Raw genomic sequence first — 17,582 nt, 5'->3', positions numbered from 1 at the left:
AAGATCATCAAAATCTTGCATGCAAGAAATATAGACAAGATGTGCGAGTCAGCGACATCGGGTTATCCATGAGGGCGGGTTCCGAGGCTGCCGCGGCGCGGCGCGAGAATGGGCCGATGCCCGCCACGCTTGCCGACTACCGCTCCCTGTTCCTGAACGCCGTGCCCATGATGGATGTGCGGGCGCCCGTCGAATTCGCGCAGGGCGCCTTCCCCGGGGTGGTCAACCGGCCGCTCATGGACGACGGCGAGCGCCAGCAGGTCGGCACCTGCTACAAGCAGCGAGGCCAGCAGGCCGCCATCGCGCTGGGGCACGAGCTGGTGTCCGGCGACACCAAGCGTTCGCGCATCGCGGCCTGGGCCGCGTTCGCCCAGGCCCATCCCGAGGGCGTGCTGTACTGCTTTCGCGGCGGCCTGCGCTCGCAGATCGTGCAGCAGTGGCTGCAGAGCGAAGCCGGCATCGCCTACCCGCGCGTGGAGGGCGGCTACAAGGCCATGCGCGGCTTCCTGCTGCAGACCACGCAGGCGGCCGCGGCGCAGTGCGACTTCTACGTGCTGAGCGGCCTGACAGGGAGCGGCAAGACCGAGGTGCTGGCGGCGCTGGCCGGCGGTCTGGACCTGGAAGGCCATGCCAACCACCGTGGCTCCAGCTTCGGCGCGCGCGCCACGCCGCAGCCGGCGCAGATCGACTTCGAGAACCGGCTTGCCGTCGACATCCTGCGCCAGCGCGCTGGTGGGCAGCATCGCTTCGTGGTGGAGGATGAAGGCCGGCACGTGGGCACCTGCTCGGTGCCATTGGAGCTGCGGCTGCGCCTGGAACAGGTGCCGCTGGTCTGCCTCACCGACAGCTTCGAGGCCCGCGTGGAGCGCATCCTGAACGACTACGTGCTGCAGCAGGCTGCCGATTTCGTGGCCGTGCACGGCGCGGAGCAGGGCGCGGAGCGCTTCGCGGCGCGGCTGCTGGAGAGCCTGGCCAGGCTGGCCAAGCGCCTCGGCGGCGCGCAGTACCAGCGGCTGCAGGGTGTCATGCAGGAGGCCCTGGCCGAGCAGCGGGACAGCGGCCGTGTCGACGGCCACCGCGCATGGATCGCGGTGCTGATGCGCCAGTACTACGACCCCATGTACGCCTACCAGCGCCAGAGCCGGGCCGAGCGCGTGGTCTTCGAAGGCGAGCGCGCGGCCGTGCTGGACTACCTGCGCGAGCGCCTGGCGGCCCGCTGAGGCTCAAGCCACCTGGCGCCCGCGCCCGGCCCAGTGCTGCTCGCGCAGCTTGTACTTGAGCAGCTTGCCGGCCGGTGACAGCGGGATCGCCTCGACGAACTCCACGCTGCGCGGGCACTTGTAGCCTGCGATCTGGCCCTTGCAATGCGCGATGAGCGCCTCGGCTGTCAGCGCCTGGCCCGCGCGCAGCACCACCACGGCGTGCACGCGCTCGCCCCATTTCTCGTCGGGTACGCCGATCACGGCGCACATGGAGACCTCCGGCAGCTGCGCGATGGCGTTCTCGACCTCGGCCGAGTAGACGTTCTCGCCGCCCGTGACCACCATGTCCTTGAGCCGGTCGACGACGTAGACGAAGCCGTCGGCGTCCATCACGCCGCCGTCGCCGGTGTGCATCCAGCCATCGCGCAGCACCTCGGCGGTCTGCCCGGGCTTGTTCCAGTAGCCCTGCATGACCATGGGGCCACGCGCGGCGATCTCGCCCACGGTGCCGTTCGGCACGGGCCGGCCGGCGCGGTCGACGATGCGCACCTCGGCGATGGGCACGGGCCGGCCGGCCGAGCGCCGGCGCGCCGCCGGCTGGTCGGGCGCGTGGCACCAGGCCGGCAGCGCCGTGACCACGGGCGAGAGCTCGGTCATGCCGTAGAGCTGGCAGAACTGTGCGCGCGGCAGCTTGTCCAGCGCCTGCAGCAGCAGCGCGTCGTCGATGGGGGCGGCGCCGTAGAGCACCAGTTGCAGGCTGCTGGTGTCGAAGTCGGCGAAGCGCGGGTGCTCGACGAGGCGCTTGAGCATGGTGGGCACCATGAAGGTCTCGCTGCAGCGCTCGTTCTGCAGCGCCTGCAGCACGGCCAGCTCGTCGAAGGCCGGGATGATGACCTGCCTGGCCAGCCGCATCATGAGCTGCAGCGTGAGGCCCGCGCCGCCGGCGTGGAACATGGGCGCCATGTTCAGGCCCACGGCCTCGTCGGGCCGGCGTGCGGCCATGTTGGCCGACAGCTGGCCGGCGTAGAGATTGGTGTGCGAGAGCATCACGCCCTTGGGCAGGCCCGTGGTGCCGCCGGTGTACATCACGGCCGCCAGGTCGCTGCCGTTGCGGCGCGCATCGGGCCCGGGGTGCGCGGCTGCCATCAAGGCCTCGGCATCGGCGAAGCCCTCGGGGGCCGGGCCGTCGCCGAAATGCACGAGGGTCTTGAGGCTCCTGGAGAGCTGGCGCTGCTCGGCCGCCACCGCGCCGAAGTGGCCGTCCGCGATCAGGATGCGCGTGTCGCAGTCGTCCAGCGAGTAGGCGACCTCGCGCGGGCTCCAGCGGATGTTGACGGGGTTGACGACGCCGCCGGCCCACCAGGTGGCGTAGAGGTACTCCACATAACGGTCGGAATTGAGGGCCAGCAGGCCCACGCGATCGCCCGGCGCCAGGCCGAGGTCGCGCAGCACGGCGGCCAGGCGGGCCACACGGTCGACGAATCGGGCGAAGGTGCTGCGGCGCTGCCCGCAGACCAGGGCCTCGGCGTCAGGGCGTTCCTGCAGGGCCTTGTGCAGGGGCTGGGTCAGTTCCATGGGGATGTCTCCGTTGTGCGGGCGGCAGTATGCGAAGCGGCCGCGCACGCGGCATCGTCCAAAACGACGGAATCGCGATGGCAGGCCACCGCAGCGCCGTCTGTAATTGATTACATAATCGGCCCCGATCCCTCAACCGCCGCCGGAGAAACCGTCTTGGAGAGCAAACCGCGCCGTCCGCGTGTCATGGACGTGGCCCGGGCCGCCGGCGTCTCGGTCGCCACCGTCTCGCGTGCCTTCAACCTGCCGCACACCGTGCGTGACGAGGCCCGCGACCACGTGCTCGATGTGGCCCGCCGGCTGGGCTACACGCCCAACCCCGCGGCCAAGGCGCTGCGGCTGCAGCGCAGCGGCATGGTGGGCGCGGTGTTCCCGACCATGGACTACGGCCTGTACGCGCGCATGGTGTCGAGCTTCCAACGGCGCATGAGCGGCTACGGCTATTTGTCGGTGCTGCTGACGGTGGGGTTCGACAACTCGCGCGTGTTCGAGCCTGTGCGTCAGCTGGTGGACCGCGGGGTCGAAGGCCTGGTGATGGTCGGCCGCATCGACGATGCCAAGCTGATGTCCTACCTGATCGACAAGCATGTGCCCACCGTGTGCACCTACTCGGCGCTCACGCACACGCCGTTCCCCTCGATCGGCTACGACAACTACGTGGCCACCGAGAAGGTGATGCAGCACCTGCTCGGGCTGGGCCACCGCGCGTTCGCGATGTTCTCGGGGCCGGTGAAGGGCAACGACCGCCAGCAGGCGCGCCGCCGCGCATTCACCGATGCGCTGGAGCGTGCCGGCATCCCGGGCGAGCCGCGCATCTACGAGGACACGCACGGCTACTCGCTCGACTATGCGATCCGCAGCTTCCGCGCGATGCGCGAAAGCCACCCCGAGGTTACCGCAGTGGTCTGCAACAGCGACGCCTACGGTCTGGCCGTGATGGGCGAAGCGCGCCGCATGGGTCTGCGGGTGCCGCAGGACATCTCGATCACGGGATTCGACAACGACGACTTCGCGCCGCTGTCCGATCCGCCGCTGACGACCATCAGCACGGCGGCCGACCGCATGGGCGAGCTGGCGGCCGAGGCGTTGTTCGGCGTGCTCGACAGCGGGCGGCCGGTCGAGGACGTGGTGCTGCCCTCGGAGTTGGTGATCCGCGGCTCGACCGCCGTGGTGCGCAGCGCCGCCTGACCCGCGGTGCCGCGCGGCGGCTCACTTGGTCGCGGCGACGATCTTCTCGTACCAGGGCTTGGCCATCGGGAATTCGCCCAGCAGGTCGCCGTGCACCGAGCGGCCCACTTCCATGAAGGGCTTGAGGTCCGGCTCGACAATCTTGACGCCGGTCTTCTTCATCGCGGCGAACGCGTCTGCGTAGTCCTTCTTGTATTGCGCGGTGGCGAACGCGATGGCCTCGGCCGTGGCCTCCTGCACCACCTTCTGCATCTCGGGCGACAGTGCGTCGTACTTGGCCTTGGACATCACGATGACGGCCGGCATGTACATGATCTTGAGGTTGGCGTAGGTCTTGGAGACCTCGATGAAGCGGTCCTGCAGGAACACGTCGGGCGAGTTCTCGGCGGCGTCCACCGCACCGTTCTGCAGCGCCGTGTACAGCTCGGTGTAGGCCATGGGCGTGGGCTGTGCGCCCAGGGCCTGGTAGGCCTTGACGTAGCCGGGGCCCTGGATCACGCGGATCTTCAGGCCCTTCATGTCGGCGATCGTGTTGACCACCTTGCCGTTGGTGAAGATGTTGCGCTCCAGTGCCGAGATGAAGCCCAGGCCCACCAGGTTGTACTTGGGGAGGAGGTCTAGCATGCCGCGACCGATGGGGCCCTGCAGTACGCCGTTGATCTGGTCTACGCTGCTGAACAGGTAGGGGAACGAGAACACCGCGAATTCCTTGACGAAGCCCTCCAGCGGGGCTTCGCCGGTGACAACCACGTCCAGCGTGCCGGTCCGCGCGGACTGCAGCATCTTGACCTCCCCGCCGAGCTGGCCGCCCGGAAACACCGTGGCCTTGATCGCGCCCTTGGACTTCTGGTTCACCACTTCGGAGAATTTGGCGGCGGCGGCGTGGTAGTGGCTGGCGGTGGCTAGCACGTGGCCGACCGACATCTCGGCGGTCTGCGCGGTGGCCAGGCCAGTCAGGCCGAAGGCGCAGGCCAGCGTGCCCACGAGGTGTGCAAAACGGAAGGTCATGGATCGTTCCTTGTGAAGGGGAGGGAGGGGCGAAGGGAAAAGCCGGCGACGGGTTCAGAGCAGGCCCAGCGAGAGCGCCGGCACGAAGCTGATGACCAGCGCATCAAGCGTCAGCACGGCGAGGAAAACCAGCAAGGGCCGCGTCATCGCGTCCATCGAAACGCCGGAGATCTGGCTGGCGATGGTCAGGTTGACGGCCACCGGCGGGGTGACCATGCCGGTGGCCACGTTGATGATCATGACGATGCCGAAGTGCACCAGGTCGATGCCGTAGGTCTGCGCGATCGGCGCCAGGATGGGGGCCAGGATCAGGATCGTCGCCAGCGCCTCCATGAAGGTGCCGATCACGAACAGCAGCACGTTCACGAGCAGCAGGAACACGACGGGCCCGCTGGCGATGTGGCCGATCAGCTCGCCCAGGTGGTGTGGCACGCGGTTCACGGTCAGTGCGTAGCCGAACAGCGCGGCGAAGCCCACGATCAACATGACCATGCCGGTCATGACGGCCGATTCGTTGAAGATCGCGACCAGGTCCTTGGGCCGGATCTCCTTGTAGACGAAGGCGCCGATCACCAGGCCGTAGACCACGGCGACCACCGAGGCCTCGGTCGCGGTGAACACGCCCGAGTAGATCCCGCCCAGGATGATGACCGGCATCAGCAGCGCCAGCACGGCTTCGCCGCCCGTCGTGGCCAGGCCGTGCAGCCATTCGCGCGGCGATACGCGCTTGACCTCGTCGAAGTTCTTCAACTTGGCCATCATGCAGACCGCCAGCATCAGCGTGAGACCGACGAAGATGCCGGGCAGGATGCCGGCGATGAACAGGCTGCCGATCGAGACGTTGGCGACCAGCCCGTAGATGACCATGGGCAGCGAGGGCGGGATGATGGCGCCGAGTTCGCCGCCGACCGCGACCAGCGCGGCCGCGAAGGGCGTGGGGTAGCCCTTGTCCTCCATCGCCGGGATCATGGTGCCGCCCACCGCCGCGGTGGTGGCCGAGGAGGAGCCCGACATGGTCGAGAAGAACATGCAGGTCAGCACCGAGGCCGCGCCCACGCCGCCACGGATCCAGCCGACCAGGGCGATGGCCAGCGCAATCAGCCGGCGCGAGATGCCGCCGGATTTCATGAGGTTGCCCGCCAACACGTAGAACGGCACGGCAAGCAGAGCAAACGAATCCAGCGCTTCGAACACGTTCTGCGGCACCGTGATCAGGTCCATCTTGACGTTGTGCAGCGCGAGGATGGCGCAGATGCCCATCACCGCGAAGATCGGGATCGACAGCGCGAGCGTGATCGCCATGGAGCCGAAGATCAGCATGGGGTTCTCCTGGAAAGCACGGGGTGGGTTCAGACCAGCGAGGGCTCGCCGGCCGGCGGTGCGACCGGCTCGACCTGCGGCGCATCGCCCTGCGCGCGCTGGCGCACCACGCCTTCGAGCAGGCGGGTCAGGATGTTCACGATGGTCAGTGCCGCGCCCACCGGCAGCGCGAGGTAGACCCAGGACATCGGTAGGTTCATGACGGTGGAGCTCTCGCCCTCGCCGAACTCGACCCAGCGCCAGCCCAGCCACACCAGCGTGGCCAGGAATGCGATGGTGGCGACGTAGGCGACCATCTTCAGGCGCCAGCCGATGCGCGCGGGCAGGGCATCGACAAGCGACTCCACCGCGATCAGGTCGCCAGCGCGCGAGGCCACGGCAGCACCCAGGAAGATGCACCACACCATGAGGTAGCGCGCCAGCTCTTCCGACCAGGGCACCGACACAGTGATGCCCAGGCGCGGCAGCAGGAAGCGCACGAGGATCTGCGCGAACACCACCAGCACCATGGTGCAGAGCATGGCACCCACCAGGTGGCGCAGGCCGGTGTTCATCCAGCGGCTGGCGCGGAACAGCACGCGCAGCGCCAGCCCGATGGACAACTGCTGAAGCGGCACGGGCGGGACGGCTGTGTTGGCGGTGGCACGCATCACTGACCTTTCAATGCATTTCGTGTCGAAATGCTGTAATCGATTACAGAGTACCGCAAGAAACAGACCAGGATTTCTGGCGACTACGTTGCGCGCAAAAAAGCGCTGGCCTTGAGGCGGCTGGGCCGCGTGGCGTCGGAAACTGGAGTTGTAAAGGATTACAAGCTTAAGAAGCTCGAAGCAGATTTGGTGCCAGTGCTTGCCACCTTGCGCAGGTACCGGTTTTGCGGCAGGCACGCGTGGTGTCGGCGGTCGTTCTCCAATGGGTGGCGTGTTCCTTTTGGTGCTCCGGCACCAACGGCGGGCGCACTGCGCACCGGAAGGGGACGCACAGAGAAATGCTTGCACCCATGCTGTGTAATCGATTACATTGAGTCGTCGAACCAACAGGCTTTGCGCCGCCATGCACCCTGCCGATCCCGCTCCTTCCGAATCTGTCTCTCCGCCGCTGGCATTCGAGTCCGTGGGCGCCGGGTCCACGCTGGTGCTCGTCGCCGGGCTGGGCGGGTTGGGCCGCTTCTGGCGCCCCGTGGCGCAAATCCTGTCGCGTGACTGGAATGTGCTGAGCTTCGACCACCCAGGCGTCGGCGGCTCGGCACCGCGTGGCGCGCAGGCCATCGGCACGATCGCGGCGGCGGTGCTGGAGCTGCTGGACGCACAGGGCATCCGCCAGTTCAGCTGCGTCGGCCATTCCACCGGCGGGCTGGTGGCGCAGGCGCTGGCGCTCGATGCGCCAACGCGCCTGCAGTCGCTGGTGCTCAGCAGCACCTGGGCCCGGCCCGACCGCCATTTCCGCGACCTGTTCGCGCTGCGCCGCGTGGTGCTGGAGCGCGCGGGTGAGGGCGCCTATGCCGTGCTGGGCCAACTGCTGGGCTATCCGGCGACCTGGTACGACCGCGAACTGGCCGGGTCCGATGTGCCGCCTTGGCTGTTGGGTGATACCGCCCGCAACGCGCTGACCGCCGAGCGCATCGACATGCTGCTCGGCTACGAACGCGCAGACGAGCTGTCCCGCATCGGGCAACCGACGCTGATCGTTGGTGCCGCGGACGACCAGATCGTGCCTTTCCACCATGCGAACGACCTGGCGCAGCGCATGCCGCACGCGCAGCTGGTGCAGCTCGACGGCGGGCATTTCGTGCCGGCCACGCGTCCTGCCGACTACGCCGAAGCGCTCGCCTGCTTCCTGCGCGGCCATGGTTGAACGGCAGCCTCAACGCATCGCCTTGCTGGGCCGCGGCGCCATCGGCCAGCGCGTGGCCGCGCTGCGGGCGCGGCTAGCCCCGGATGCGGCTCTGGCGGCGCTGTTGCGGCCGGGCACGAACGCTCCGGCCGATGGCGCGGTACTGGCCGTCTTCTCCGAGCTGGAGCCATTGCTCGCCTGGGCCCCTGAGCTCGCCATCGAATGTGCCGGCCATGCGGTCGTCGCGCAGGCCGTGCCGGCGCTGCTGCGCGTGGGCTGCGACGTGGTGATCGCCTCGGTCGGCGCGCTCGGCGACGCCGGCCTGCGCAACGCCATCGACGAGGCCGCCCGCGCGGGCCAGGCCCGGCCCATCGTGGTTTCCGGCGCCATCGGCGGACTCGACACGCTGCGCGCCGCGCGCCGTGCCGGGCTGCACAGCGTGCGCTACACCGGCCGCAAGCCGCCGCTGGCCTGGGCAGGCACGCCGGCCGAGGCGCGCTGCGTGCTGGCCGAGGTGCGTGAAGCCGCAGTCATCTTCGAAGGCAGCGCCGCCGAAGCCGCGCGCGCCTACCCGAAGAACGCCAACGTGACGGCTGCCGTGGCGCTGGCCGGCATGGGCTTCGAGCGCACGGCCGTCACGCTGGTCGCCGACCCGCACGTGGACGCCAATGTGCACGAGCTCCACGCGGAAGGCACCTTCGGCAGCCTGTCGCTGCGGCTGGCCAACACGCCGCTGCCCGACAACCCCAAGACCTCCTGGCTTGCCGCGCTGAGCATCGAAGCGGCGCTGCACGCGCACTTCAACCCCTTTTCCATCCATCCCTCTGACTGGAGCTGAACGCATGCGACTTCACAACAAGGTGGCGCTGATCACGGGCGCCGGTGCCGGCATCGGCGAGGCCACCGCCGAACTCTTCGTCAAGGAGGGTGCCAAGGTGCTGGTGGCCGACCGCGACGGCGCGCTGGCCGAGCGCGTCGCGGCGCGCCTGGGCGACAACGCGCTGGCCTGCACGGCCGACGTGTCCAGGTCGGCCGAGGTGCAGGCCATGGTCGAACTCTGCGTGGCGCGTTTCGGCGGGCTCGACGTGCTGGTCAACAACGCCGGCTTCGGCTGCCTGGGCACCGTGGAGACGCTCGAGGAAGATGCCTGGGACGCGCTGATGGCGGTCGACCTCAAGGGTGTGTTCCTGTGCTCCAAGTACGCCGTGCCGCACCTGCGCCGGCGTGGCAGTTCCTCCATCATCAACATGGCCTCGACCATCTCGGTCGTCGGCATCAAGGACCGCGCCGCCTACGTGGCAGCCAAGGGCGGCGTGGCCGCGCTCACGCGGGCGATGGCGCTGGACCATGCGGTCGATGGCATCCGCGTGAACAGCGTGGCTCCCGGCGTGATCGCCTCGAGCTACTACGACCGCATGTTCGAGCAGGTGCCCGATCCGGTGGCCTTCAGGAAGGGGCTGGAGGCGCGCTCGCCGATCAACCGCATGGGCCAGCCCGTCGAGATTGCCACCATGATGCTGTGGCTGGCCTCGGACGAGGCGTCCTTCGCGACCGGCGCCATGTTCACGGTGGACGGTGGCTTCACCGCCTGGTGAGCCGCGCATTCCAGGAAGACCACGATGACCCAGACCCCATGCCTGTCCTTCGACGAGCCGCACGGCGATGCGCTGGCGGTGCCGGCCGGTGCCGCGCCGACCTTCTGGCAGCCGGTGCCGGCCAACGGCCACGCCGAGTGCATCCTGTCGGAGAAGAACATCCGCAGCTTCCACCGTTTCTCGATGGGCACGCAGACGCTGCCACCCGGCGGCCGCGTGCGCCTGCATGCCCACGACACCAGCGAAGAGGTGTTCTACGTGCTGCGCGGCCAGGGCCGCGCCGAGATCGGCGGCGAGACCCACCGCATGCTGCCGGGCGCCACGCTGTACATGGGCCACAACGTGCCCCACACCTTCATCAACGACGGCGACACCGAGCTGCAGTGGGTCTGGTTCTTCATGCCCGGCGGGCTGGAGGACTTCTTCGCCGCGATCGGGCGTGCGCGACAGCCCGGCGAACCCGCGCCCGAGCCCTTCGCGCGCCCGTCGGACGTGCTGCAGATTGAGGCCAACACCGTCTTCGCTCCGCCACCCCAGGCTTGATTTCTCCAACCAACAGGACACATGCATGACCAAGATCGAATGGAAAGGCGTCTTCCCCGCCGTCACCACCAAGCTCAAGCCCGACTTCTCACTCGACGAGGCCGCCATCCGCGCCGGCCTGGAGCGCCTGATCGCCAACGGCGTCGCCGGCGTGGTGCTGATGGGCATGGTGGGCGAGAACGCCTCGCTCTCGCCCGAAGAGAAGCTCGCGGTGCTGCGCATCGGCAAGGAGACCGTGGCCGGCCGCGTGCCGGTGATCTCCGGTCTGGCCGAGACCAGCACCGAGCGCGCCGTCGCCTTCGCGAAGAAGGCCGAGCAGATCGGCGTCGACGGCCTCATGGTGTTCCCCGGCCTGACCTACAAGTCGGATGCGCGCGAGACCGTGGCCTTCTACCGTAGCGTGGCGCAGGCAAGCGGGCTGCAGATCCTGCTGTACAACAACCCGCGCGGCTACGGCGTGGACCTCACGCCCGACCTGCTGGTGGAAATGCTGGAGGAGCCCACCATCGTGGCGATCAAGGAAGAGAGCTACGACACCACGCGCGTGACCGACTTGCTGGCGCGCTTCGGCACGCGGCTGAACGTGGTCTGCGGCGTGGACGACCTGATCGTCGAGAGTGCCGCGCTGGGCGCCCAGGCCTGGGTTTCGGGCATGGCCAATGCGCTGCCCAGGGAGTCGGTGCGGTTGTTGGACCTGGCCAACGCGGGCGACTTCGCCGGTGCGCGCAAGCTCTACCAGGCGTTGATTGCGTTGTTCCACCTCGATACGCACGTCAAGCTGGTGCAGTACATCAAGCTGGCCGAGAACGTGATCGCCGGCCATCCCGAGACCGTCAAGCCGCCGCGCCTGCCGCTGGTGGGAGAGGAACGCGAACGCACGCTGGCCATCGTCCGCAAGACGCTGGACGACCTCGAGGCCCTGCGCCGCGCCTGAGCTTGGACGCGGGCCTCACTCCAGCCGGATGTTCTTTTCCTTGATGACCCGGCTCCACACGGCCTGGTCGGCACGCATGGTTTGCGCCAGCTGCGCGGGTGTGCTGCCGACCGGGATCACGCCCAGGGCCTCGATGCGCGGCTTTTGCGCCGGGTCGCGGGCGACCTCGGCCACGGCCTCGGAGATGCGCTGCACGATGGGCGCCGGCGTGCCGGCCGGCACGAACATGCCGAACCAGCCGACCAGGTCCATCGCGGCGTAGCCCTGCTCGCGGAAGGTCGGCACATCGGTGGCCAGCGGCGCGCGTGCCGTGCCGACGACCGCGATGGACTTCGCCTTGCCGGCCGCCACGTGCGGCGACACGCCGCGCGCGGAAACGAACACCGCGTCCACGCTGCCGCCCAAGAGATCGGTGATGGCCGGTGCCTCGCCCTTGTAGGGCACGTGCAGCAGCTGGATGCCGGCGGCATCCTGCAGCAGCTCCATGTACATGTGGGCGCTCGATCCCGCGCCGAACGAGCCATACGACAGCTTGCCCGGTGCGGCGCGCGCCTTCTCGACGAAGCCGGCCAACGAATCCACCCCCAGCTTCGTGCTGACCGTGAAGACGATGGGCAGGCGGCCGACCTCGGACACAGGCGCGAAGTCCTTGAACGGGTCGTAGCCCACGTTGGCGTAGAGCAGCGGGTTCTGCACGATGGAGGTCAGCGTGAACAGCACCGTGTAGCCGTCGGCCGGCGCGCGCTGCACGGCCGTGAGGCCCAGGCCGCCGTTGGCGCCGGGCCGGTTGTCCACCACCACGCTCTGGCCCAGGCGCTTGCCCACGCCCTCGGCGACGATGCGGGCGAAGCCGTCGGTGGCGCCGCCAGCCGCATACGGCACGATGAGGCGGATCGGCTTGTCGGGCCAGGCGCCCTGGGCCAGCGCGCCAGTGCAGGCCAAGGTTGCGGAAAGTGCCAGCAGCGTGCGGCGGCTTGGGTTCATGGGGTCTCCCTCTCGTTGTTGTTGTCGGCGCACTCAGATGCCGTGGAAGCTCGCCAGCTCCGCCAGCGGCGCGCGCGCGGTCACCAGCGCATCCACCGCATGGCTGCGGTCCGCGTAGCCGATGGCCATGCCGCAGAACAGCATGCGGCCCTCGGGCAGATCCAGGAAGTCGCCGATGGTCTGGGGGTACAGCGCCCAGCATTCCTGGGCGCAGCTGTCCAGGCCTTCCTCGCGCAGCAGCAGCATCACGCTTTGCAGCAGCATGCCCAGGTCGGACCACTGCGGCGGGCCCATCAACCGGTCGACCGTGCAGAACAGCGCCAGCGGTGCGTCGAAGAACTGGAAGTTGCGCGCGAACCAGCGCAGCCGTGCGGGCTTGTCGTCGCGCGGGATGCCCAGGCTGGCGTACATGGCCTCGCCCACCGCGAAACGGCGGTCGCGGTACGGCGAGGGCAGGTTCTCGGGGTAGACGTTGTATTCCTTGGCCTCGCCGCCGGGCGCCTGCAGCACGCGCTCGCGCATCGTGGCCTTGAGCGCGTCGAGGCGGTCGCCGCCCACGGCGTGCAGGTGCCAGGGCTGCAGGTTGCCGCCCGATGGTGCGCGCAAGGCGCGTTCCAGCACACGGCGGATCACCTCGCCGGGCACCGGCGTGGGCTGGAAGGCGCGCACCGAACGGCGGCTGGCAATGGCTCCGGACACATTCATTTCTTTTCTCCACGGGCGGGCAGGGCCACACCCAGTTCGCGCGCCAGTTCGGCGCTGTGTTCGCCGGCATGCGGCGCATGGGCGCGCGGGGCGCAGTCGTAGGCAGAGAAGCGGACCGGCGGGCCCACCTCCAGGTAGTCGCCCTCGGTCGGATGGGTGCGCGTCCTGAACAGGCCGCTGGCGATGAGCTGCGGATCGTTCGGCAGGTCCTGCACCTCGTTCACGCGCATGGCGGGCACATTGGCGTCGCGCAGGATCTCCAGCCATTCGGCGGTGCTGCGCTCGGGCAGGATGCGGGCGGCGGCCTGGTACATCAGGTGCATGTTCTTTCGCCGCAGTTCCTTGTCGGCCAGTTCGGGCCGGTCCAGCGCTTCGGGATGGCCGGCCGCGGCGAAGAAGCGCAGCCAGCGCTCGTCCAGGTAGGGCGCAATCGCGATCCAGCCGTCCCGGGTCGCCATGGGCTGGCGGCTCGGGTCGATCTGGCGCGGGTACAGCGCGGGCCCCGTGGGCGGCACGAAAGTGGCGTCGCACAGGTGCTCCAGCAGGTTGAAGCTGGCGATGGATTCGAACATCGGCACCTCGATGCGCTGGCCCTCGCCGGTGCGCAGGCGGTGGATGACGCCGGCCATCACGGCGTAGGCCGCGTGCAGGCCCGAGACCTTGTCGGCCATGGTCATCGGCACGAAGCGCGGCGCCGGGTTGCCATCGACCTTGGGCGGCAGCGAGGCCACCCCGGCGGCGGCCTGGATGATGTCGTCGTAGGCCTGCAGGCCCGCGTAGGGGCCGCGCTGGTCGAAGCCGGTGCAGTGCACGTACAGGATGTCGGGCTTGATGGCCTTGACCTCCTCGTAGGACAGGCCGGCCCGCGCGATCGCCTCGCTGCGCACGTTGTGCACGAAGATGTCGGCCGTCTTCAGCAGCGCGCGCATGGCGGCGCGGCCGTCCTCGCTCTTCAGGTTCCAGTCGACCGAGCGCTTGCCGCGGTTCAGGCGCAGGTGCACCGGGCTCATGCCGGGCGTCTTCGCCGGCGTGCCGATGATGCGGGTGTGGTCGCCGTCGGCAGGCTCGACCTTGATCACTTCGGCGCCCAGGTCGGCCAGGATCTGGGTGCAGTAGGGGCCGAAGATCACGGTCGTCAGGTCGACGACGCGCAAACCTTCGAGCATGCGGGGGGAAGCGGACATGGGTCTCCTCGAAACAGTGTTGCGGGGATCATCGCCGCAGCGCTGAAGAGTCCCTGTCGCGGGTGCATCCTAGGGACAACCCGCTGGTGCATTCAATCGTCCGTTCCGACGATGTGCCCCCCTGAGGGGCCTGCCTACGATGCGGCCGATTCCCTGGGCAGCCCGCCCGGAACACCCTCAGAACAGCGGGAGATTTCGAAGATGAACCATGGTGTTTCGCGGCCGCTGCGCCGTTTCCTCAAAGCCGGCGTGGCCTTGGCGATGGGCGTGGCATTGGCCGGCACGGCCCAGGCACAGAAGAAGTACGACACGGGCGCCACCGACACCGAGATCAAGATCGGCCACCTGGTTCCCTACAGCGGCCCGGTCTCGGCCTACGGCACCATCGGCAAGGCCGTCAACGCCTACTTCTCCAAGCTCAACGCCGAGGGGGGCATCAACGGGCGCAAGATCAACTTCCTGTCGCTGGACGACGCCTACACGCCTTCGCGCACCGTGGAGCAGGCGCGCAAGCTGGTCGAGCAGGACGAGGTGCTGCTGTTGTTCGGCACCCTGGGCACGGCCCACAACATGGCGATCCAGCGCTACATGAACGCCAAGAAGGTGCCGCAGTTGTTCGTGGCCACGGGCGCCACGCGCTTCGGCGATCCCAAGGCCTTCCCCTGGACCATGGGCTGGCAGCCGACCTACCAGGCTGAGGGCCAGATCTACGCCCAGCACATTTTGAAGAACAAGCCCGACGCCAAGATCGGCATCCTGATGCAGAACGACGACTTCGGGAAGGACTACCTGAAGGGCTTCCTCGACGGCCTGGGCGACAAGGCCAAGACGATGGTCGTCTCCCAGCAGACCTACGAGGTGACCGATCCGACCGTGGACAGCCAGCTCGTGGCGCTCAAGGGCTCGGGCGCCGACGTGTTCTTCTCGATCACCACGCCCAAGTTCGCGGCCCAGGCCATCCGCAAGGTGGCCGAGATCGGCTGGAAGCCCACGCACTACCTGGCCAGCGTCTCGCAGTCGGTGACCTCGGTGTTCAAGCCGGCCGGTTTCGAGAACGCCAAGGGCGTGATCTCGGCCGCCTACCTGCGCGACCCCACGGACTACAAGGACACCAAGGAAGTGCAGGACTACCTGGCCGTGATGGCCAAGTACTACCCGGGCGGCGACCCGAACGACTCGCTCAACGTGCTGGGCTATTCCTCGGCCCAGACGCTGGAGGCGGTGCTGCGCAAGGCCGGCGACAACCTCACGCGCGAGAACATCATGAAGATCGCGGCCAACCTGCAGCTGAATTTGCCCATGCTGTATCCGGGCATCGACCTGAAGACCGCGCAGGACGACTTCTACCCGATCGAGCGCATGCAGCCGCAGCAGTTCGACGGCACCAAGTACGTGCCCATGGGTCCGGTGCTGGGGCGTTGAGGCAGCACGGCGGCGCAATCGTCCGTTCCGACGACGCCGCCAGTGGCGCCGCCGCCTAGCATGCCGGCGCACCGCCAGGCCCGCCGGCCGGCACGGCATTCGAGATGAAAGAGGACACACACGCCATGGCATCCCCCTTGTTCGGCCTCATGCAGGACCGCCCGTTGCTGATCTCGTCGCTGATCGAGCATGCGGCACGCTTCCACCCCAAGGCCGAGATCGTCTCGCGCCTGCCCGAGGGCGGCATGCACCGCACCGACTGGGCCGGCATCCGCAGCGAGGCCTGCAAGGTGGCCAATGCCTTGAAGACGCTGGGCATCGGCACGGGCGACCGCGTCGGCACGCTGGCCTGGAACAGCTACCGCCACCTGGCGCTGTACTTCGGCGTGTCGGGCTCGGGCGCGGTGCTGCACACGGTCAATCCGCGGCTGTTCCCCGAGCAGATCGAATACATCGTGAACCATGCCGAAGACCAGGTGATGTTCTTCGACACCAGCTTCGCGCCGCTGGTCGAGAAGCTCGCGCCGAAGTTCAAGACGGTCAAGGCCTTCGTCTGCATGTGCACACGCGAGGCCATGCCCAAGATCGACGTGCCCAACCTGCACTGCTGGGACGACCTGATCGGCGGCCAGAGCGATGCCTTCACTTGGCCCGAGTTCGACGAGCGCACGGCCTCCTCGCTGTGCTACACCTCGGGCACCACGGGCAACCCCAAGGGCGTGCTGTACTCGCACCGCTCGACCATGCTGCACACGCTGATGGAGCTGGCGCCCGACACCTTCGGCGTGAGTTCGCGCGAGACCGTGATGCTGATCGTGCCGATGTTCCACGCCAACGCCTGGGGCACGCCGTACGCCGCTGCGATGGTCGGCTGCCGGCTCGTGCTGCCCGGCCCGCACCTGGACGGGCAGAGCGTCTACACGCTCATGCGCGACGAGAAGGTGACCTTCTCGCAGGGCGTTCCCACGGTCTGGCTCATGCTGTTCCAGTACCTGGACGCGAATCCCGACATCGACCCGAAGAAGCTGGGCATCACGCGTGTGGGCATCGGCGGCGCGGCCGTGCCGCGGGCCATGCTGGAGCGCTTCGAGAACCAGTTCGGCGCCGAGGTGGTGCAGGGCTGGGGCATGACCGAGACCAGCCCCATCGGCGTGATCAGCAAGCTGCTGCCCAAGCACGACGGCATGGACCCGGAGGAACTGGTCAAGGTCAAGCTCAAGCAGGGCCGCGGCGTCTGGGGCGTGGACCTCAAGATCGTCGATGACGCTGGCCAGGTCCAGCCCTGGGACGGCGAGGCCTTCGGCCACCTGCGCGTGCGCGGCCCCTGGATCGCGAGCGGCTACTTCAAGGGCGAGGGCGGCTCGCCGATCGACGAGGAGGGCTACTTCAGCACCGGCGACGTGGCCACCATCGACCCGGATGGCTTCCTGCAGTTGGTGGACCGCGCCAAGGACGTGATCAAGTCGGGCGGCGAGTGGATTTCGTCGATCGACGTGGAGAACGCCTGCATGAGCCACCCGGGCGTGGCCGAGGCCGCCGTGATCGGCCTGCCGCACCCCAAGTGGCAGGAGCGGCCGCTGTTGGTGGTGGTCAAGCGTCCCGGCGCTGAGGTCGACAAGCAGAGCGTGCTCGACCACCTGGGCCAGCGCATCGTCAAGTGGTGGATGCCGGACGACGTGGTCTTCGTCGACAGCCTGCCGCACACGGCGACGGGCAAGCTGCTCAAGACGCAGCTGCGCCAGCAGTTCAAGGACTACCAGCTGCCGGGCTGACGGCCGGCAGGCACGCGGCGCACTGGTTAGCATCGCGGCATGCCTTTGCCGGAGTTCGCCGCACTCCACCACCACGCCGATCCGCTCCGCGGACGGCATGGCAGGCCGGCACGCCTGCGCAGGTGCGCGCATCCGGCGGCGGCCTGGTGCCCCTCGCAAGACCCCGGCCTGTGGAACCAGATCCTGCTGTGGCGCACGGCCAGGAGCGGGCCTGTGCACTGGCCGGGCTTGGCGTGGCGGCATCGGCGCAGCCCGTGGACGGCTCCTTCTGCGGTGGGCGCTACGACCTTGCTGCGCACGGCGTGGGCCTCCCCTGA

The 17,582-nt window shown here is 68.6% G+C and carries 16 protein-coding genes; 9 read left to right on the top strand and 7 right to left on the bottom strand.

Annotated features, from left to right (window positions below):
• The first annotated feature begins 116 nt into the window (after positions 1–116).
• A complete protein-coding gene (mnmH, locus tag ASF45_RS24420; protein ID WP_056669320.1) occupies positions 117–1,220 on the top strand; it encodes a tRNA 2-selenouridine(34) synthase MnmH in 1,104 nt (367 codons plus the stop codon).
• 3 nt (positions 1,221–1,223) lie between these two features.
• On the opposite strand, the gene ASF45_RS24415 is transcribed toward mnmH, so the two are convergent.
• On the bottom strand, positions 1,224–2,777 hold the full coding sequence (locus ASF45_RS24415) for a long-chain-fatty-acid--CoA ligase (RefSeq protein ID WP_156473172.1): 1,554 nt from the start codon (positions 2,775–2,777) through the stop codon (positions 1,224–1,226).
• Between the two features lie 156 nt (positions 2,778–2,933).
• Here ASF45_RS24415 and ASF45_RS24410 point away from each other — a divergent pair, with 156 nt between their 5' ends.
• Positions 2,934–3,965 (top strand): substrate-binding domain-containing protein, encoded by a 1,032-nt coding sequence (locus ASF45_RS24410; RefSeq protein WP_156473171.1) that lies wholly within the window; start codon positions 2,934–2,936, stop codon positions 3,963–3,965.
• 21 nt (positions 3,966–3,986) lie between these two features.
• Here the strand turns inward: ASF45_RS24410 and ASF45_RS24405 are convergent, their stop codons facing one another.
• From ASF45_RS24405 to ASF45_RS35885, 3 genes are read right to left on the bottom strand one after another with little or no spacing between them, the layout of a single operon-like run.
• Positions 3,987–4,973, bottom strand: coding sequence for a TRAP transporter substrate-binding protein (locus ASF45_RS24405; protein WP_056669311.1), 987 nt, complete (start codon positions 4,971–4,973; stop codon positions 3,987–3,989).
• A 54-nt stretch (positions 4,974–5,027) separates the two neighbouring features.
• Positions 5,028–6,293, bottom strand: coding sequence for a TRAP transporter large permease (locus ASF45_RS24400; RefSeq protein ID WP_056669309.1), 1,266 nt, complete (start codon positions 6,291–6,293; stop codon positions 5,028–5,030).
• A gap of 29 nt (positions 6,294–6,322) precedes the next feature.
• Positions 6,323–6,943 (bottom strand): TRAP transporter small permease, encoded by a 621-nt coding sequence (locus ASF45_RS35885; RefSeq protein WP_056669307.1) that lies wholly within the window; start codon positions 6,941–6,943, stop codon positions 6,323–6,325.
• Positions 6,944–7,346: 403 nt separating this feature from the next.
• Here ASF45_RS35885 and ASF45_RS24390 point away from each other — a divergent pair, with 403 nt between their 5' ends.
• The 5 genes from ASF45_RS24390 to ASF45_RS24370 are packed head-to-tail and all read left to right on the top strand — an operon-like array spanning position 7,347 to position 11,198.
• Positions 7,347–8,147 carry an alpha/beta fold hydrolase gene (locus ASF45_RS24390; RefSeq protein WP_063887776.1) on the top strand — a complete coding sequence of 267 codons (801 nt, stop codon included), beginning with the start codon at positions 7,347–7,349 and terminating at the stop codon, positions 8,145–8,147.
• Complete coding sequence (locus ASF45_RS24385; protein WP_056669300.1) at positions 8,140–8,964, top strand: aspartate dehydrogenase; 825 nt, start codon at positions 8,140–8,142, stop codon at positions 8,962–8,964. The genes ASF45_RS24390 and ASF45_RS24385 overlap by 8 nt, the downstream gene beginning before the upstream one ends.
• 4 nt (positions 8,965–8,968) lie before the next feature.
• Positions 8,969–9,721 carry an SDR family oxidoreductase gene (locus ASF45_RS24380; RefSeq protein WP_056669295.1) on the top strand — a complete coding sequence of 251 codons (753 nt, stop codon included), beginning with the start codon at positions 8,969–8,971 and terminating at the stop codon, positions 9,719–9,721.
• A gap of 24 nt (positions 9,722–9,745) precedes the next feature.
• Positions 9,746–10,264 carry a cupin domain-containing protein gene (locus ASF45_RS24375; RefSeq protein WP_082551249.1) on the top strand — a complete coding sequence of 173 codons (519 nt, stop codon included), beginning with the start codon at positions 9,746–9,748 and terminating at the stop codon, positions 10,262–10,264.
• A gap of 25 nt (positions 10,265–10,289) precedes the next feature.
• Complete coding sequence (locus ASF45_RS24370) at positions 10,290–11,198, top strand: dihydrodipicolinate synthase family protein (RefSeq protein WP_056669292.1); 909 nt, start codon at positions 10,290–10,292, stop codon at positions 11,196–11,198.
• A gap of 15 nt (positions 11,199–11,213) precedes the next feature.
• Here ASF45_RS24370 and ASF45_RS24365 read toward each other — a convergent pair whose 3' ends face one another.
• The 3 genes from ASF45_RS24365 to ASF45_RS24355 are packed head-to-tail and all read right to left on the bottom strand — an operon-like array spanning position 11,214 to position 14,071.
• Positions 11,214–12,182 carry a tripartite tricarboxylate transporter substrate binding protein gene (locus ASF45_RS24365; protein WP_056669289.1) on the bottom strand — a complete coding sequence of 323 codons (969 nt, stop codon included), beginning with the start codon at positions 12,180–12,182 and terminating at the stop codon, positions 11,214–11,216.
• Positions 12,183–12,215: 33 nt separating this feature from the next.
• Positions 12,216–12,887 carry a nitroreductase gene (locus ASF45_RS24360; RefSeq protein WP_056669285.1) on the bottom strand — a complete coding sequence of 224 codons (672 nt, stop codon included), beginning with the start codon at positions 12,885–12,887 and terminating at the stop codon, positions 12,216–12,218.
• Entirely contained in the window at positions 12,884–14,071 is a 1,188-nt protein-coding gene (locus tag ASF45_RS24355; protein WP_056669282.1) for a CaiB/BaiF CoA-transferase family protein, read from the bottom strand. The genes ASF45_RS24360 and ASF45_RS24355 overlap by 4 nt, the downstream gene beginning before the upstream one ends.
• Before the next feature lie 201 nt (positions 14,072–14,272).
• Here ASF45_RS24355 and ASF45_RS24350 point away from each other — a divergent pair, with 201 nt between their 5' ends.
• Both ASF45_RS24350 and ASF45_RS24345 read left to right on the top strand, forming a co-directional pair.
• Positions 14,273–15,493, top strand: coding sequence for an ABC transporter substrate-binding protein (locus ASF45_RS24350; protein WP_056669277.1), 1,221 nt, complete (start codon positions 14,273–14,275; stop codon positions 15,491–15,493).
• 125 nt (positions 15,494–15,618) lie between these two features.
• Positions 15,619–17,265, top strand: a complete 1,647-nt coding sequence (locus ASF45_RS24345) for a long-chain-fatty-acid--CoA ligase (RefSeq protein ID WP_056669273.1) — start codon at positions 15,619–15,621, stop codon at positions 17,263–17,265.
• Positions 17,266–17,582: the final 317 nt, after the last annotated feature.

The sequence above is a fragment of the Pseudorhodoferax sp. Leaf265 genome, from assembly GCF_001422365.1.
Taxonomy (GTDB): domain Bacteria; phylum Pseudomonadota; class Gammaproteobacteria; order Burkholderiales; family Burkholderiaceae_C; genus Pseudorhodoferax.
This window is presented reverse-complemented; position numbering and strand designations above follow the sequence as displayed.

Bases quoted from the DNA above. Each gene is read 5' to 3' on its own strand.
- ASF45_RS35885 (WP_056669307.1), bottom strand. From the start codon at position 6,943: ATGCGTGCCACCGCCAACACAGCCGTCCCGCCCGTGCCGCTTCAGCAG.
- ASF45_RS24385 (WP_056669300.1), top strand. From the start codon at position 8,140: ATGGTTGAACGGCAGCCTCAACGCATCGCCTTGCTGGGCCGCGGCGCC.
- ASF45_RS24350 (WP_056669277.1), top strand. From the start codon at position 14,273: ATGAACCATGGTGTTTCGCGGCCGCTGCGCCGTTTCCTCAAAGCCGGC.
- ASF45_RS24375 (WP_082551249.1), top strand. From the start codon at position 9,746: ATGACCCAGACCCCATGCCTGTCCTTCGACGAGCCGCACGGCGATGCG.
- ASF45_RS24370 (WP_056669292.1), top strand. From the start codon at position 10,290: ATGACCAAGATCGAATGGAAAGGCGTCTTCCCCGCCGTCACCACCAAG.
- ASF45_RS24355 (WP_056669282.1), bottom strand. From the start codon at position 14,071: ATGTCCGCTTCCCCCCGCATGCTCGAAGGTTTGCGCGTCGTCGACCTG.
- ASF45_RS24380 (WP_056669295.1), top strand. From the start codon at position 8,969: ATGCGACTTCACAACAAGGTGGCGCTGATCACGGGCGCCGGTGCCGGC.
- ASF45_RS24365 (WP_056669289.1), bottom strand. From the start codon at position 12,182: ATGAACCCAAGCCGCCGCACGCTGCTGGCACTTTCCGCAACCTTGGCC.
- ASF45_RS24415 (WP_156473172.1), bottom strand. From the start codon at position 2,777: ATGGAACTGACCCAGCCCCTGCACAAGGCCCTGCAGGAACGCCCTGAC.
- ASF45_RS24405 (WP_056669311.1), bottom strand. From the start codon at position 4,973: ATGACCTTCCGTTTTGCACACCTCGTGGGCACGCTGGCCTGCGCCTTC.
- ASF45_RS24360 (WP_056669285.1), bottom strand. From the start codon at position 12,887: ATGAATGTGTCCGGAGCCATTGCCAGCCGCCGTTCGGTGCGCGCCTTC.
- ASF45_RS24345 (WP_056669273.1), top strand. From the start codon at position 15,619: ATGGCATCCCCCTTGTTCGGCCTCATGCAGGACCGCCCGTTGCTGATC.
- ASF45_RS24400 (WP_056669309.1), bottom strand. From the start codon at position 6,293: ATGCTGATCTTCGGCTCCATGGCGATCACGCTCGCGCTGTCGATCCCG.
- mnmH (WP_056669320.1), top strand. From the start codon at position 117: ATGCCCGCCACGCTTGCCGACTACCGCTCCCTGTTCCTGAACGCCGTG.
- ASF45_RS24390 (WP_063887776.1), top strand. From the start codon at position 7,347: ATGCACCCTGCCGATCCCGCTCCTTCCGAATCTGTCTCTCCGCCGCTG.